Raw genomic sequence first — 15,298 nt, 5'->3', positions numbered from 1 at the left:
TTATTCCTGAAATTTATCAACGCACTTAAATAGCGCATCCTCTAACGCACTCATAACTCCGCCAGCGTCAAAAACACCGTCATAAAAATCTTCGAATCCAGAACAATCTATGCCTCCAGGAATCGCATCACGAAAACCTTCAAAAGATAACGTGAGAGCTCTCTCTACTGCATCTCTGATCAAGATATGGACGACAAAAACCAACCCATCATCCAACCCGAAGTCTGAGCTAGCGGCGAACTTTACAACAATACATCTAGAGCATTTTTTATTACCCAAAAAACTAACCGGAGGTAACACATCCGCTCTTATATTTCTAATACCTACCGATATAAAATCTTTTGCCTCACCAAAAAAGAAATTTTTATCCGCCTCCGTTTCGGCTCGCTGCTCTCTTCGTTCCAATCCCTGAGCGCGTTTGAAAGACAACCTATCTAGGACCTTCTGTTTTGCAGATACTCCTTCAGCCGGAAAAAGCTTTTCGAGAGAAAAGTCTTCCCAAGTCAAGCATCCCAGCCTTAACTCTGGCTTCTTTAAAAGGCAACATCTTGCGACGTGTATTAATCGATGGAGGGTTTCAGGTCCCTCGATGACAGGAACTTCGTTTTGGACCGCGTTAACAAGCCGCGCATATGGAATAGTACTTTCCTCAAACAGCCTCCGACGCATGATCAGGTCATGCATTACTCCGCCTATCTGATAGAAAGTGAGTGCTCGCCACCCCGCTATATCGTGAGATTCATTTCTTAACAAAAACTCTGGCGAGCTATATTGTAAAGTTCCAACAAACTGCTGAATACCATCACCATCAGTTAAGCCGGCCTCACCCACCACTTTAATAACACCAAAGTCAAGCAACACCAGTCGGCTATAATCATCAAGCAAAACAATATTTTCAGGCTTTATGTCCCGATGAACTAAATTCCGACTTTCTAGAAACTGAGCAGCGCTTGCAAGCTGGCTTATCAAAGTAGGTACTTTATCAAGTGGTACCTTATCGAGAACTCGCTTTAAATTCTCCCCTGACAAATATTCCATGACCAAATAATGATTACATGATTCGTGATCGAAGCCGCCGCCTATCACCGCTACCATATTAGGATGATGCACACCAACCAACTGCAACTCTCTCTCAATTCGAGCCAGTTGAACCCGATCTCCATAACGTTGAATTAACTCATCATCGAATATCTTCAACGCAACCTTCTGGCCGTCATCTGCAAACGCTTCAAATACGGCAGCAGATTTTCCGTTATCTATAAGTGCCCCTACACACCAGTTCCCAATAATCTTCCCGGCGAAATCTTTTTCCCATTGCGCGGCCTTTACAGCATCCATACATTCACCTTCGACTGGTGTTTACAATTCAGCGGTGCATCGGGTACTCAATCATTGACACCCTCTGCTCCCTGCTCGCACTCAACGGGTACCACTAGACACGAATCTACACGAATCCATTAGGCCTTGGCACGCTTCAACCGAAACAGATTACGTACGTGCTTCTAAGCTGCGAATGACTGAAAAAGGTAGCCGCATTATCCGCTGCCTAATCAGCGTTTCATTTAAGATGCATCCTACAACGCACATAGAAGGGACATTTATCGCGTCCATAGGACAAAGTATTAAAGAGTGCTTCGCACAGTAGATTTGAGGGAAGCTTTAGGTGTCGATCAATAGCCAGATTGCCCTGGAGGATAGGTACGTAAGCGCCCGAGTTCGATTCCACTGACCTCCATAACTAGCTGATTTATTTATAGTTACCTATCGGGGTACGCCAAATTTTCCACCGAATTCCAGACCCGCAGAAAACCTAGCCCCGCCGACCACTACCGTTCGTCTGGTGCCGGCACCATATAAGACGAAGCCCCTGCAGAAATGCAGGGGCTTTGTTGTTTCTGGGATATTCATCCTCGATCAACCCTTTCCCGCCTCACCCCCCTTCCTGTTGAATCACCTCTTTTCGGGCCAAAACTCCAGATTTCATCCTTTATGCTGAATTATGGGTAGCCAATAATTACGGCGTATTCATAAAACAAATAATGGCATCAACGCCTAGTCGCAACCTTTCAGGAAGAGCTGAAAAATCAACCAATCCATTTTCCCGATTGATCCTCACCGCTCACCACGCTAACCTCCCCCCGTCGCTGCCAATTCAGCGATCGGGCCTGAGAACCCGGCAAGATGCAGGCGCACAAAGCGCCCCCAACACCCGATTTTGAAGGCGTTTTTTTTTCGCCTGAAAATTCGTGCAATGGCGGCTGTGCGTGGGAGACCTTCGGGTCTGCCGGGTTCCTGTATCTCCGGTTTCTCAGCCTGCGCACAGCTGCCACCCATTCGCCTGAGAACGAACGTGGTAGCTCTCACTCGATATGGGAGTTTTACCGATGACCGCTACACATCCCTCTGCGTTAACCACCCTCGGCGTCACCCCGTTCTCCTTTCACTCCGACCAACCTCTGTTCCGCGTCAACAGCGGTGTTTCCCTGCATGAAGCCTTGCATCACGTTTCCGACTTGCTCCACGTTGCCAAGCTGCTCGCCGAAGATGCAGCGATGACCAAGGAGACGGACCGTTATGCCTGGGCGTCGCATTATTTGCAGGAGATGAGCAAGGCGGTGATTGATGATGTGGTGAAGGTGTTGGAGTCGCCTGGGAATACCGAGCTATAGGAAGGGCTATGGTGGTTGGGGGTCGTCGCGGTTTTAATCGGCCCCGCGTGGCAGCTGTCGAGCGCAAGCGAGGCTGCGTTTGCGGGCTGCCTGATACACCGCAACGCAGCCTCGCTTGCGCTCGGCAGCTGCTACGGATGTGCGTGGTGTTGGGTAAGACGGTGGTTAGCTGCCAACTTTAAGCGCCTCGGCCTGGGGCGCTTTTTTCGGTATAACCCACCTACCCGCGTCGTGAGCAGACTCATGAACGCTCTGAAACTGATCTGACTGCGGGTCGTTTTCCCGCTGTTGCTGGCCGCCCTCGGTGGCTGGGAGCGTCAGCGGGCTGACGAAGCCACCCCTGCGATGGTCGACCTGATCAATGAAAAATTCAGCGTGCAGACAGCCCTCTCGCGTCCGGAAAAAATCGAAGCCGAACTGCCTACCGGCCACGGAGTGAACCGTGCGATCCACGCCCATAAAAAAACCCCGAACCAGCCGGGGGTTTTTATCGCCTGGAATCAGGCGCTACGCGCGATCAATTAGAAAACGTTGATCGGGTAGTCGGCGAACAGACGGATTTCGTTACCGCCGACGTTGTACTTGTCGGCATTGCTGGAAACGCGCAACCAGGACGCACGCGCACGCAGGCTCAGGTCTTTGGCCGGACCGCTCTGCACGACGTATTTGAACTGGTTGAAGATTTCACGCTCGGTGCCATTGCCACGGTTGGAACCATCGTCAATGTTGGTACCACGAACGTAGGCAACGTTGTAGGTCAGGCCAGGCACGCCGAAGGTGCTGAAGTCCAGGCCGTAGCCGGCTTGCCAGGAGCGCTCGTCCTTGCCGTTGAAGTCGGACCAGTAGGAGTTGGCCAGCAGGATGGTGTTGCCGCCGTCGCCGATGCCGCCAGCGTTGCGGTAGCCGCCGTACAGGTAGCCGGTGTCGCCGGTGCTGCGCTGGTGAGCGACGGTGAAGCTGTGCGGGCCAACAGCCCACGTGGCGCCCAGGCTCCAGATCTTGTTGTCGCGAGCGTCTTCGCTGCCTTGGTTTTCCAGGGCGAAGCTCTTGTCCAGCTTGGTTTTGTAGCCGTTGAAGTCAAAGGTCAGCGACTGTTTCTCTGGCAGCACCAGTACGTAGTTGACGTTGACGTATTGCTTCTTCAGCACGTCTTGCATGTCGGAGGCGTACAGCGCGGCCGACAGGTTTTCGGTGAATTTGTAGCTACCACCGACGTAGTCGATGCTTTTCAGACGGCCGCTGTCGGTGCCTTCGGCGCTCTTGCGAGCTTCCTTGGTGAAGTGACCGGCGTCGAGTTGCAGGCCGGCGATTTCTTTGGAGACGATCGACGTACCCGTGAACGTTTCGGACAGCAGACGGGAATTGTCGTAGGCCAGGACCGGAACGTTAGGGAACTGATCACCGTACTTGAGCACCGTGTTGGAGACGCGGAACTTGACGGCTGCGCCACCTTTGGCCAGGTCGTGGGGTGCCGAGCCAGGGTTTGCCGTGCCATCAGGGTTGGTGGTGCCATTACCCTGCTTGAAGAAGTCGATACCGCCCGCACCGGCGCGACCTTGGCCACCGTCCAGACGAATCGCATATTGACCGATCACGTCCACACCCACACCGACGGTGCCTTGGGTAAAGCCGGACTCGAACTTGCCGATGAAGCCCTGGCCCCACTCGGCTTTGTCTTGCTTGCCGTTTTTGTAGTCGCGGCTGATGTAGGCGTTACGTGCTGCGATGTTCAGATGGCTGTCTTCAACGAAACCCTTGGATTGCTCCTGGTCGTTTGCCATTGCTGTCGATGCGCTCAAAATCCCCAGAGCGATCAGACTCATCCGTTGCTTCAACATTTTTTTGTATTCCTTATTACGGGTTGAGTACGCGCTATGACACCGGGCTCCATGTCGCTTTTCTGGTGTCGACTTTCTCCAAAAAAAAAAGGCCCGCGGACGACTGAACATGCCGCGGGCCTTTTCTTATTGGATGAGTCATGGCTGTTAGCCACAGGCGTTGGGCGCAATCCTAGTCGCGCGTTGAACTATGTGTCAATTTCGTGAATCGTCTGTATTTAGGCGAAATAATTCTAAGCAATGGCCTACGGCCTTTCTGAAAACGACCTAATCCTGTGTTTAGCGACCTCAAAAACACATTTCGTAACAAATTTCAAAGCCGACACGTTTGGTAATGGATAACGCTCGCAAATGCAAAGCATTACCATTAGCGCGCTTTTTTCCTGCCAAACACTTTGGATGCATTCCACCATGCCTGCCCTTCGCCTGACGCCCATGACCCTTGGGCTTTCTGTTCTGCTGTCTGCCGGTTTTGCCTGTGCGGCCACCACCTTGCCCGAAACTTCGATCAGCGCCGAAGCTGACGAAGACGACCCGCGCGTCAAGGAAACCAGCACCGCTACCCGCACTGCCACACCCGTGCGTTATGTGCCCCAGGCCATCGACTCGGTGAAGACCGAAAGCCTGCGCGCCTACGGCACCAACGACCTGGGCCGGGCGTTGAGCGGCATCCCCAACGTGAGCAGTGGTGCGGACACGCGCTTCGACAGTTTGCGCATCCGAGGCTTCGACGCGAGCAATGACTTCTACCTCGATGGCATTCGCGACGACAGCCAGTACGTACGCGACCTGCACAACATCGAGCGTATCGAAGTGCTCAAAGGGCCGGCCGCCGTGCTGTACGGGCGCGGCGGCCAGGGTGGGATCGTCAACCGCGTGAGCAAACTGCCAACGGCCGGGCATAAGTCGAGCATCGAAGCCCAGGGCGGCAGCAACGATTTGCGCAGTGTGTATGCCGACCTGAGCACCGACCCCACCGATAACATCAGCCTGCGCCTGAACATGGGCAACCAGGACAACAACAGCTTCCGCGACGGCGTCAGCGGCAATCGCCAACTGTTCGCGCCGTCCATGAGCTGGCAGCTCACGCCGGACCTGAACTGGCTGGTGCAATACGAGTACAGCCGCTACAACCGCACGCCGGATCGCGGCATCCCCGGCGTCAACGGCCGCCCCGCCGACGTCAGTCGCAGCACCACCTACGGCGACAGCCGCGATTACATCGACGACAAAAGCCAGTCACTGCGCTCCAAGCTGGCCTACGAACTCAACGACAACTGGCAACTGCGCCAGACCCTGGGCGTGTTCAAGCTCGACAGCGATTTCGACAACACTTACCAGACCGCCTACGTTGCCTCGACCAATCGGGTGACGCGCCAACGCTGGCAGCAAGACCTGACCACCCTCAACGTCTTCAACAACGTCGAGCTCGAAGGTGGCTTCAGCACCTTCGGCCTCGAACACCGCCTGCTCACCGGCGTGGAGCTGGGCAGCCAGCGCCGCGATCCAAAGCTGTACACCGCCCCCGCCTCGGCCGTGCCAGCCCTGGACCTCAACCAGCCCAACCGTCGCCTGAGCCACACCGGGCGCATGAGCGTATCAAGTAACAACCACACCGAAGTCGAAAGCCGCGCCCTGTATGTGCAAGACCAACTGCGCCTGAACGATCAGTGGCAAGTGCTGGCCGGCCTGCGTTACGACCGTTTCGAAGTGGACACCAAAAACAAACTGCTCAATACCCAACAAGACGTCAAAAGCCACAGCACCAGCCCGCGCTTTGGCCTGGTGTGGACGCCCCTGGAACACCACTCGTTCTATGCCTCGTGGAGCAAGACTTTCTCCCCGGCGGGTGGCGGCCTGATCGGCATCACCCCGAACGCCGCCGGCAGCGTCAACGACCTGAGCCCCGAGCTGACCAAGCAAAAAGAGATCGGCGTGAAAAGCGACTGGCTCGACGACCGCCTGAGCACCACCCTGGCGGTGTACGAACTGGAACTCTACAACCGCCGCACCAGCGACCCGCTGGACCGCACCATTACCCTGCTCAGCGGCCTGCAGCGCTCGCGCGGCGTGGAGCTGACGGCCACCGGCAAGATCGTCGGCAACTGGTACGTACGCGGTGGTGTCGGCCTGCAGGACGCCAAGGTCGAGAAGGACAACAACGGCTTTGAAGGCAAGCGCGTCAGCGACGTGGCCAAGCGCAATGCAAGCCTGTTTGTCACCTGGAAACCGGAGATGGGCTGGTACGCGGAAACCGGCTTGACGCTGGTGGGCGACCGTTACGCCGACAGCCTCAACACCGTGGTGCTGCCGGGTTATGGCAGTTGGGACGCGTTGGTCGGCTTCCGGCAGAAAGAATGGGACGTGCGCGCGGCGCTGAACAACATCGCCGACAAGACCTACTACGAATCGGCGACCAGCGTGGCGCAGATTCAGCCGGGCGAGCCGCGTAACCTGGTGGTGACAGGGACCTACAGCTTCTAACTCGATAAACCCGTAGAGGCAGTCTCAAACAACACCACGCCCCCCGTAGCAGCTGCCGAGCGCAAGCGAGGCTGCGTCAGGCGCGCTGCCCCAATTCAGAATCGAGCCGCGGCCTACGCAGCCTCGCTTGCGCTCGGCAGCTGCTACGGATTTACGCGGTGTTGGATAAGACGGTATCTACGACGTCAGAGGTGATTGTTCAGTTTTCAATCAACTCACACAACGCGTGCAATTCATCTTCGCTGAACAACCCCACCGGGTAGCGTTCGCTCATCACACTGCGCAAATCCGGCCGCTGCCTGGCCTGGCGCGAGCCGTTTTCCTTCAACCAAAGCCCCAGCGCATGGATCGCATCACTGTCAACCCGCAAAGGGTGGAAGGTGCGCGTGTACATCGGGTTGATATTGGCATTCATTTCGGCGCTCTCTCCTACTGCGTGAGCGGCTAACTTACTCAAGGTTTATGACAGAACGGTGCAGTCATCACCCTGGGTTACTGTCGCAACACCGATACAAGAGCTATGCCAATGTCGCGTGTTTATAGGTGTACGGACACAAAAAAGCCCACGACCGTGCTGGGTCGTGGGCTTGCTGTAGAGGCTAAAACTGAGTAGCGCTGGTTTGCAGGAAAGGCGTTGTTACAACTGCACTCAGTTTTTATGCGGGGCCGGCTGTTGTTGGGTCAGGCAGTGGATATTCCCGCCACCCAGTAACAGTTCACGGCCCGGCACCATCACCACTTCGTGCTGCGGGAACAGGTTCTGCAGGATGGCCTTGGCTTCAGCGTCCAACGGGTCGTCGAAACTGGGCGCGATGATGCCGCCGTTGACGATCAGGAAGTTGACGTAGGAACCCGCCAACCGCACGGTCGGATTACGTTCCTGTGTGCCGTCTACCGGATCGACCCCTGCGCACTCTTCCTCAGTGGCATACAACGGCCCCGGGATCGGCATTTTATGCACTGTGAACGAGCGCCCCTGGGCGTCGGTGCTGCTTTGCAGGACGTCCATGGCGGCGTGGCAACGCGTGTAGTTAGGGTCTTGCGGATCGTCGGTCCAGGCCAGCAACACTTCGCCCGGCCGCACGTAGCAGCAGAAGTTATCCACATGGCCGTCGGTTTCGTCGTTGAACAGGCCATCTGGCAGCCAAATGATCTTATCCACAGCCAGGTTGGCGCTGAGCACCGCTTCAATTTCGGCACGGTCGAGGTGCGGATTACGGTTGCGGTTGAGCAGGCATTCTTCGGTGGTGATCAGGGTGCCTTCGCCGTCGACGTGGATCGAGCCACCTTCCAGCACAAAGCCTTCCGTGCGGTAACGCGGTGCGCGCTCGATTTCGAGGATCTTGCCGCCCACCTGCGAGTCACGGTTCCACGGCGAGTACAGGCCACCGTCAAAGCCGCCCCAGGCGTTGAAATCCCAGTTCACGCCGCGCACTTCGCCACGGTCGTTGATCACGAAAGTCGGGCCGGTATCGCGTACCCAGGCGTCATCGCTGGACATTTCCACCACACGAATATTCGGCACATCCAGACGGGCGCGGGCGTTTTCGTACTGGCCGGCAGAAACCGCCACCGTCACCGGCTCAAACCGTGCGATGGCCTTGGCCACGGCCACGTGAGCGGCCTGCGCGGGCTTGCCGCCCAGGCGCCAGTTGTCCGGGCGCTCGGGCCAGACCATCCAGGTTTGGGTCTGTGGCGCCCATTCGGCGGGCATGTGGAAGCCATCGGCGCGGGGGGTGCTGTGCAGGGTGGTCATGGCGATCAGGACTCCGAATGGGGGTAAAGGCCGACTTTATAACGGATAAAAATCGGCTTTAAAAGCGAACAAACAGGCTAGCTGAAAAATATGACAGCCAATAACCGATAACAATCGATTATTTACAACTGCTCATCCAGCACCTTCGACAGCATGTCGACAAAGAAGTCCACACTGCGCCTGGACGTTACCATCGGCGGCTTGATCTTGAGGATGTTCAAATAATCGCCAGTCGGCTGCATGAAAATCCCCAACTCCCGCAATCGATCACACAACAGGGTGGTCTCTTCGGTGGCGGGCTCCAGGGTTTGCCGGTCACGCACCAGCTCCAGGCCCAGATAAAAACCGGAACCGTGAACCGCACCCACCAGGGGATGACGGTCGATCAGGGCTTCCAACCGCGCCTTGAAATGCCCGCCGACCACTTGGGCGTTTTCCCACAGTTTTTCTTCTTCCATCACATCCAGCACCGCCATGCCGATCCGGCAACTCACCGGGCTGCCCCCTGACGATGAGAAGAAATACCCCTCGGCCTCCAATGCCTCGGCGATGTCGCGACGGGTGATCACCGCGCCGAGTGGCTGGCCGTTGCCCATGCCCTTGGCCATGGTGATGATGTCGGGCACCACGCCCTGCTCTTCAAAGCCCCAGAAGAAATGCCCCATGCGGCCGTAGCCGACCTGCACTTCATCGGCGATGCACACGCCGCCCTGGGCACGTACCAACCCGTACACCTGCTGCAAGTAACCCGGCGGCAGGGAGATACCGCCGGCGTTGCCATACACCGGCTCACAGATAAACCCGGCCAATTGGCGCTTGCTCGCAGCGATTTTCGCCAGGTTATGTTCCACGCTTCGTACGTAGTCCGGCGCACTGTCCTGCCCGCGGAACTCACCGCGATAGGTGTTCGGCGCGGTGACCGGGTGGACCCATTCCGGGCGGCTGCTCAAGGCCTGGGGGTTGTCGGCAATCGAGGTGGACACCGCATCCGCCGCCACCGACCAGCCATGGTAAGCCTCCAGCACACTGAGCATGTCGCGCCCGCCGCTGTAGGCCCACGCCAGGCGGATGGCCAAATCGTTGGCCTCGGTGCCGCTGTTGACCAGGAACACCCGATCCATACCCGCCGGCGCCAGCGCCAGCAAACGCTCGGAAAACTCGGCAATAGCCGCATAGTGAAACCGCGAGTTGGTATTGAGCAGCGACCATTGCCGCGCCACCACCGCCGCCATGCGCGGGTGGCCATGGCCCAGCACGGCGACGTTATTGAGCATGTCCAGGTAAGAGCGGCCCTGCATATCGATCAGGTGGTTGCGCCAGCCGCGTTCGATGCGTGGCGGGTCGACGTAATAGTGTTTCTGCGAGCGGGCGAAACTGGCGTCACGCCGGGCCAGCAGGGCGTGGGGATCGAGTTCCGGTTCGGCATCGCAGGCCAGCCCCAGTAATGCCGCAGGCGATGGACATAAGGCTTGCCAGGCCGATGCCCGGGACGGTGTGCAAAACAGTGGCGGTTCGAGGTCGGCACGACACAGTTGCACGGTCAGCGGCCCATGGACCTCACCGAGAACCTGCCCTTTCACCAACAATGAACCGGGCTTTAACCGGGTGTTCACGCCCCACAACCGCACGCTCAGCTCGACCCCTTGCACGCTCACAAGGCCGTCGGTGTCCTGATGCAGCGTGCCGGCAAAAGGTGCCTCCAACACCGTGCCATGGGGCAAATGCAGCTCCACGTGGAGTGGGAAGGTGTGCGGTTCGGTGGCGCTGTCCGGGCACGTACGCGACAGCCGATATTGGCCATAACGACTCGCCGCCAGCCCATGCACCGCCGCCGCCTGATCCAGCAGATGCCGGTCAATGCCGGGCAGCTCCCAGTTGCCGGCTTCGAAATGCGGACTGAGCACGCCCAGGTCGATCAGCGCGAACTCCCGCCCCACCAGGCCGGGTAGCAAGGGCGCGAAGTCCTGACTGGCCACCGACGGCAGCGTCTCACCGACACTGCTGAGAATCGCCGCCTCCATCAGTTCAAACGGCACCGAGGTGGCCACATGGAAAATTTCCCACTCGTGTTCGGCGTTTTTCAACAGGTAAGTGTTGTGCGGATCCAGGCGTTGCTGCTGTTCGCTGCTCAGCACCAACACTGCTGCGCGGGCGACGATCAACGGCCACAACGCCTGCAACTCCTCGCGCTGCAGCGGGGTCACGGCGTGGCAGGCCTGGACCGCTGGCAGGATGGCAAAGGGGTCGCCCTGCGCATGGTGCAACAGCGCAGCGCAGGTCACCGACAGGTCGGCAATCCGCCAGGTGTTCACCAGGTCGCCGAAATCGATAACGCCTTGCAGTTGCCAGTGCCGTTGCGCATCGCGCTGCCAGACCACGTTGTCATCGGTGATGTCCATGTGCACCGCTTGCCAGGGCAAGCGGTCGGCCAGGGGGCGAATGCGCGCTTCAACCTGCTCGGCCGCCTGCTCCAGTGCGGCGCGGTGGGGCAGATTTTCCAGGGTGGCCAACAAATGGGTGATCAGTTCCCTGGCATGGCGCGGGTCCCATTGCAGGGTGCGGTCCAGTCCAGGGTGGGAGAAGTCAGCCAGCGCCAGGCTCATGCGCCCGCACAGGTCTCCGAAGCCTGCGATGACGTCGCGCCCCAAATGCGGCAGATGGGTCAACGGCTGGCCGTCGATGTAGTCCAGCAACCGCAGGTGCAGGGGCTGCTCGTCGACCGTCACGGTCAGCAGCTCTTCACCGCTCAGGGCCTTGATGACCTTGGGCACGCGCACGGCCTGCAGTGTGTTGAGGGCCGCGTGCTGGGCCTGCAGCTCAATCGCGGCATAATCGCCCCGGCAGATTTTCAGAACAAACCGGCCGCGAGTGCTGTCGACTTTGTAATTGAGATCCTGCTGGCTGCCCAGTGACTGCAACGCGCCGGTAAGCCCGTAATGCTGCATGAGAAGTTGAGCCGCCTGGTCGGGGCCTACTTGCGGGCAGGGTAGACTGGCGCGGTGGATCAACGTAGCGAGCAGCATGGGGGATGGCCTCGATTTTTTAGAGGTGTATATCGCCATTTTTCAGGGGCTTTACGCAACCCCCACACACATGCCGCACTGCCCGGCGCCACAACACAGGCTATGCTGCACTCGCTAAACGTACGTCTAAGGAAAGGGCCCCCGACATGCGCATTCTCATTACCGGTGGCGCCGGTTTTATCGGTTCTGCCTTGATACGTCATCTGATTCAGCACACCGGGCACGAGGTGCTCAACCTGGACAAACTCACCTACGCCGGCAACCTGGAGTCGCTGGTCAGCATCGCGTCCAATAGCCGTTATGAGTTCGTTCAAGCCGATATTGTCGACCAGGCCACCGTCAGCGCAGTGCTCGCGCGCTTCGAGCCCCACGCGATCATGCACCTCGCCGCCGAATCCCATGTCGACCGTTCGATTGACGGCCCGTCGGATTTTATCCAGACCAATATCGTCGGCACTTACAGCCTGCTGGAGGCCGCCCGTGGCTATTGGCAAACACTCGCCGAGCCAGACAAGCGCGCATTTCGCTTCCACCATATCTCCACTGACGAAGTCTACGGCGATCTACACGGCGTGGACGACTTGTTCAGCGAAACCACGCCCTACGCGCCCAGCTCGCCCTACTCGGCCAGCAAAGCCGCGTCCGACCACCTGGTGCGCGCCTGGCAACGCACGTACGGCCTGCCCGTGCTACTGACCAACTGTTCCAACAACTACGGCCCCTTCCACTTCCCCGAGAAGTTGATCCCGCTGGTCATCCTCAACGCCCTCGCAGGCAAGTCATTGCCAGTCTATGGTGATGGTCTGCAAGTTCGCGACTGGTTGTTTGTCGAAGACCATGCGCGGGCACTGCTCACCGTCGTGACACAAGGCGTGGTCGGCGAGACCTACAATATCGGCGGCCACAACGAACAGAAGAACATCGACGTGGTGCGCAGCATCTGCACCCTGCTGGAGGAACTGGCCCCGCAACATCCCCACGGGGTGGAGCAATACACCGACCTGATCACGTTCGTTAAGGACCGCCCAGGCCACGACCAACGCTACGCAATCGATGCCAGCAAGATCGAACGCGAACTGGGCTGGGCACCCGAAGAAACCTTTGAAACCGGGCTGCGCAAAACCGTGCAGTGGTACCTCGATAACCTGGAATGGTGCCGCAGGGTCCAGGACGGCAGTTATCAGGGTCAACGCTTAGGCAATACCGACACGAGGGATCTGATTGCATGATGAAAGGAATCGTATTGGCCGGTGGCTCCGGCTCCCGCTTGCACCCCATCACCCTGGGCGTGTCCAAGCAACTTCTACCGGTGTATGACAAGCCGATGATTTACTACCCGATCTCGGTGCTGATGCTGGCAGGCATCAAAGAAATCCTGGTGATCTCCACCCCGTTGGACTTACCGCAATACCGCAACCTGCTGGGCGATGGCAGCCAGTTTGGCGTCAGCTTCAGCTACGCCGAACAACCGCAGCCGGACGGTTTGGCACAGGCCTTTCTGATTGGCGAACAGTTCATCGGCAACGACCCCGTGTGCCTGATCCTGGGCGACAATATTTTCCACGGCCAGCGTTTCAGCGAGCAGTTACATGCGGCGGTAAAGCGCGGCAAAGGCGCCACAGTATTTGGCTATTGGGTCAAGGATCCGCAGCGCTTCGGCGTGATCGACTTCGACAGCGAAGGCCGCGCCCTGTCCATCGAAGAAAAGCCGACCACCCCCAAATCAAGCTATGCCGTCACGGGCCTGTATTTCTACGACAATGACGTGGTCAGCATCGCCAAGGCCGTCACACCCTCCGCCCGTGGCGAATTGGAAATCACCGACGTCAACAACGCTTACTTGAAACGCGGTGACTTGCAGGTGGAGCGCTTCGGTCGAGGTTTCGCCTGGCTGGATACCGGCACCCACGACAGTTTGCTGGAAGCCTCACAGTACGTGCAGACCATCGAACACCGTCAGGGCCTCAAAGTGGCGTGCCTCGAAGAAATCGCCTACGGGAACGGCTGGATCGACCGCGACCATCTGCTCGAACGCGCCAAATACTTCGGCAAAACAGGCTATGGCCAATACCTGTATTCCCTGGCTGGAGACAACCGGTGAACGTCGTTGACACCTCACTCCCCGGCGTAATGATCATCGAGCCCAAAGTGTTCGGTGACGAGCGTGGTTTTTTCTACGAAAGCTTCAATGCTCGCGCCTTTGCAGAGGCCACCGGGCTCAAGCGCGAGTTTGTCCAGGACAACCACTCGCGCTCGCAAAAAGGCGTGCTGCGGGGCCTGCATTACCAACTGGAGCACACCCAGGGCAAACTGGTGCGGGTTACCGCCGGTGAAGTGTTGGATGTCGCTGTCGACATTCGCCGCAGCTCGCCGAACTTCGGGCAATGGGTGGGCGTGCGCCTGTCGGCACAGAACCATCGCCAGTTGTGGGTACCGGAAGGCTTCGCCCATGGGTTTGTGGTGCTGAGCGACTCCGCCGAGTTCTTGTACAAGACCACCGACTACTACCAGCCCAGCGCGGAACGCAGCATTCTGTGGAACGACCCGACGCTGGCCATCGACTGGGAACTGAGCGAACCACCGCAACTGTCCGCCAAGGACCAGGCTGGAAAACTGCTGATGGAAGCCGATCTGTTCCCATGACGACCCCTTTAAAGATCCTAATCACCGGCCAACATGGCCAAGTCTCCCAGGCGCTGCAACAGCAGCTTCAGGGGCTGGGCGAACTGATTGTGCTCGGCCGCGAGCAACTCGACCTGGTCAACGCCGAGCACATCCGCCAACAGGTACGCGCCCATCGCCCCGACCTGATCATCAACGCCGCCGCCCACACGGCTGTCGATCAAGCCGAAAGTGAACCGGACCCCGCCTTCGCCATCAACGCCATCGCCCCCGGCATTCTTGCCGAGGAAGCCAAGGCCCTGGGCATCCCGTTGATCCACTATTCCACCGACTACGTGTTCGACGGCAGCAAGCCTGCGCCCTACATCGAAGCTGACGCGCCCAACCCCTTGGGCGTCTACGGCCAGAGCAAACTGGCGGGTGAACAGGCGATTGCCGCCGTGGGAGGCCAGTACCTGATCCTGCGCACCAGCTGGGTCTACTCCAACCACGGCAAGAACTTCCTGCTGACCATGCAGCGCCTGCTGCAAGAAAAAACCCACCTGCGCATCGTCGCCGACCAGATCGGCGCGCCGACGTGGGCCGGGACCATTGCCGGCAGTACGCTCGCCCTGATCGAGCGTTGGCAAGCGGGCGAGGCCGGGAACTGGGGCATCTACCACCTGACCGCCGAGGGTGAAACGTCGTGGTTCGGCTTTGCCCAAGCGATTGGCGAGCATCTGCGCGCCAGCGGCCGTGCCTGTGCCGAACTGGAGGCGATCCCATCCAGCGCCTACCCGACGCCCGCCCGGCGCCCGCTGAACTCACGCCTCGATTGCAGCCACCTGCGCCAGCAATGGCACGTCAGTCAGCCCTTGTGGCAAGACGCATTGCGCGAGTGTCTTGCCGGGCAGCACTAGGCATAAT

The 15,298-nt window shown here is 58.4% G+C and carries 12 protein-coding genes; 7 read left to right on the top strand and 5 right to left on the bottom strand.

Translation table 11 applies throughout. The annotated features are described in order from the left end of the window. A complete protein-coding gene (locus tag AB1462_RS22180; protein ID WP_103308412.1) occupies nt 1–1,338 on the bottom strand; it encodes a protein kinase in 1,338 nt (445 codons plus the stop codon). Nucleotides 1,339–2,384: 1,046 nt separating this feature from the next. On the opposite strand from AB1462_RS22180, the gene AB1462_RS22175 reads away from it, so the two are divergent. Together AB1462_RS22175 and AB1462_RS22170 are read left to right on the top strand one after the other, a co-directional pair. Next, nucleotides 2,385–2,669 carry a DUF3077 domain-containing protein gene (locus AB1462_RS22175; protein WP_090401066.1) on the top strand — a complete coding sequence of 95 codons (285 nt, stop codon included), beginning with the start codon at nt 2,385–2,387 and terminating at the stop codon, nt 2,667–2,669. A 345-nt stretch (nt 2,670–3,014) separates the two neighbouring features. Next, nucleotides 3,015–3,194, top strand: coding sequence for a hypothetical protein (locus AB1462_RS22170; protein WP_367247925.1), 180 nt, complete (start codon nt 3,015–3,017; stop codon nt 3,192–3,194). Here the strand turns inward: AB1462_RS22170 and AB1462_RS22165 are convergent. Continuing rightward, on the bottom strand, nt 3,191–4,507 hold the full coding sequence (locus AB1462_RS22165) for an OprD family porin (protein WP_259194603.1): 1,317 nt from the start codon (nt 4,505–4,507) through the stop codon (nt 3,191–3,193). The genes AB1462_RS22170 and AB1462_RS22165 overlap by 4 nt on opposite strands. A 411-nt stretch (nt 4,508–4,918) precedes the next feature. On the opposite strand from AB1462_RS22165, the gene AB1462_RS22160 reads away from it, so the two are divergent. Then, nucleotides 4,919–6,991, top strand: a complete 2,073-nt coding sequence (locus AB1462_RS22160) for a TonB-dependent siderophore receptor (RefSeq protein ID WP_315337642.1) — start codon at nt 4,919–4,921, stop codon at nt 6,989–6,991. A 199-nt stretch (nt 6,992–7,190) separates the two neighbouring features. Here AB1462_RS22160 and AB1462_RS22155 read toward each other — a convergent pair whose 3' ends face one another. From AB1462_RS22155 to AB1462_RS22145, 3 genes are all read right to left on the bottom strand, one after another. Next, nucleotides 7,191–7,406 (bottom strand): hypothetical protein, encoded by a 216-nt coding sequence (locus AB1462_RS22155; RefSeq protein WP_367247924.1) that lies wholly within the window; start codon nt 7,404–7,406, stop codon nt 7,191–7,193. 234 nt (nt 7,407–7,640) lie between these two features. Then, on the bottom strand, nt 7,641–8,747 hold the full coding sequence (gene aguA, locus AB1462_RS22150; RefSeq protein ID WP_090401071.1) for an agmatine deiminase: 1,107 nt from the start codon (nt 8,745–8,747) through the stop codon (nt 7,641–7,643). Between the two features lie 122 nt (nt 8,748–8,869). After that, a complete protein-coding gene (locus AB1462_RS22145; RefSeq protein WP_367247923.1) occupies nt 8,870–11,770 on the bottom strand; it encodes an aminotransferase in 2,901 nt (966 codons plus the stop codon). Between the two features lie 146 nt (nt 11,771–11,916). On the opposite strand from AB1462_RS22145, the gene rfbB reads away from it, so the two are divergent. Genes rfbB through rfbD form a run of 4 tightly spaced genes read left to right on the top strand, consistent with a single transcriptional unit; the run spans nt 11,917 to nt 15,291 of the window. Next, nucleotides 11,917–12,999 carry a dTDP-glucose 4,6-dehydratase gene (rfbB, locus tag AB1462_RS22140; protein ID WP_367247922.1) on the top strand — a complete coding sequence of 361 codons (1,083 nt, stop codon included), beginning with the start codon at nt 11,917–11,919 and terminating at the stop codon, nt 12,997–12,999. Beyond that, nucleotides 12,996–13,871 (top strand): glucose-1-phosphate thymidylyltransferase RfbA, encoded by an 876-nt coding sequence (gene rfbA, locus AB1462_RS22135; RefSeq protein ID WP_367247921.1) that lies wholly within the window; start codon nt 12,996–12,998, stop codon nt 13,869–13,871. The genes rfbB and rfbA overlap by 4 nt, the downstream gene beginning before the upstream one ends. Continuing rightward, complete coding sequence (gene rfbC / locus AB1462_RS22130) at nt 13,868–14,413, top strand: dTDP-4-dehydrorhamnose 3,5-epimerase (RefSeq protein WP_259194609.1); 546 nt, start codon at nt 13,868–13,870, stop codon at nt 14,411–14,413. Before rfbA ends, rfbC begins: the two co-directional genes overlap by 4 nt. Continuing rightward, on the top strand, nt 14,410–15,291 hold the full coding sequence (gene rfbD, locus AB1462_RS22125; RefSeq protein WP_367247920.1) for a dTDP-4-dehydrorhamnose reductase: 882 nt from the start codon (nt 14,410–14,412) through the stop codon (nt 15,289–15,291). The genes rfbC and rfbD overlap by 4 nt, the downstream gene beginning before the upstream one ends. Nucleotides 15,292–15,298: the final 7 nt, after the last annotated feature.

It is taken from the genome of Pseudomonas sp. SB113 (assembly GCF_040754745.1).
Taxonomy (GTDB): domain Bacteria; phylum Pseudomonadota; class Gammaproteobacteria; order Pseudomonadales; family Pseudomonadaceae; genus Aquipseudomonas; species Aquipseudomonas grimontii.
The sequence above is the reverse complement of the archived record's forward strand: the minus strand, read 5'-3'. Positions and strand labels throughout refer to the sequence as shown.

Excerpts from the sequence above, each read along its gene's own strand:
- AB1462_RS22165 (WP_259194603.1), bottom strand. The coding sequence starts at position 4,507 with ATGTTGAAGCAACGGATGAGTCTGATCGCTCTGGGGATTTTGAGCGCA.
- AB1462_RS22160 (WP_315337642.1), top strand. The coding sequence starts at position 4,919 with ATGCCTGCCCTTCGCCTGACGCCCATGACCCTTGGGCTTTCTGTTCTG.
- AB1462_RS22170 (WP_367247925.1), top strand. The coding sequence starts at position 3,015 with ATGGTCGACCTGATCAATGAAAAATTCAGCGTGCAGACAGCCCTCTCG.
- aguA (WP_090401071.1), bottom strand. The coding sequence starts at position 8,747 with ATGACCACCCTGCACAGCACCCCCCGCGCCGATGGCTTCCACATGCCC.
- AB1462_RS22145 (WP_367247923.1), bottom strand. The coding sequence starts at position 11,770 with ATGCTGCTCGCTACGTTGATCCACCGCGCCAGTCTACCCTGCCCGCAA.
- AB1462_RS22175 (WP_090401066.1), top strand. The coding sequence starts at position 2,385 with ATGACCGCTACACATCCCTCTGCGTTAACCACCCTCGGCGTCACCCCG.
- AB1462_RS22180 (WP_103308412.1), bottom strand. The coding sequence starts at position 1,338 with ATGGATGCTGTAAAGGCCGCGCAATGGGAAAAAGATTTCGCCGGGAAG.
- rfbD (WP_367247920.1), top strand. The coding sequence starts at position 14,410 with ATGACGACCCCTTTAAAGATCCTAATCACCGGCCAACATGGCCAAGTC.
- AB1462_RS22155 (WP_367247924.1), bottom strand. The coding sequence starts at position 7,406 with ATGAATGCCAATATCAACCCGATGTACACGCGCACCTTCCACCCTTTG.
- rfbB (WP_367247922.1), top strand. The coding sequence starts at position 11,917 with ATGCGCATTCTCATTACCGGTGGCGCCGGTTTTATCGGTTCTGCCTTG.
- rfbA (WP_367247921.1), top strand. The coding sequence starts at position 12,996 with ATGATGAAAGGAATCGTATTGGCCGGTGGCTCCGGCTCCCGCTTGCAC.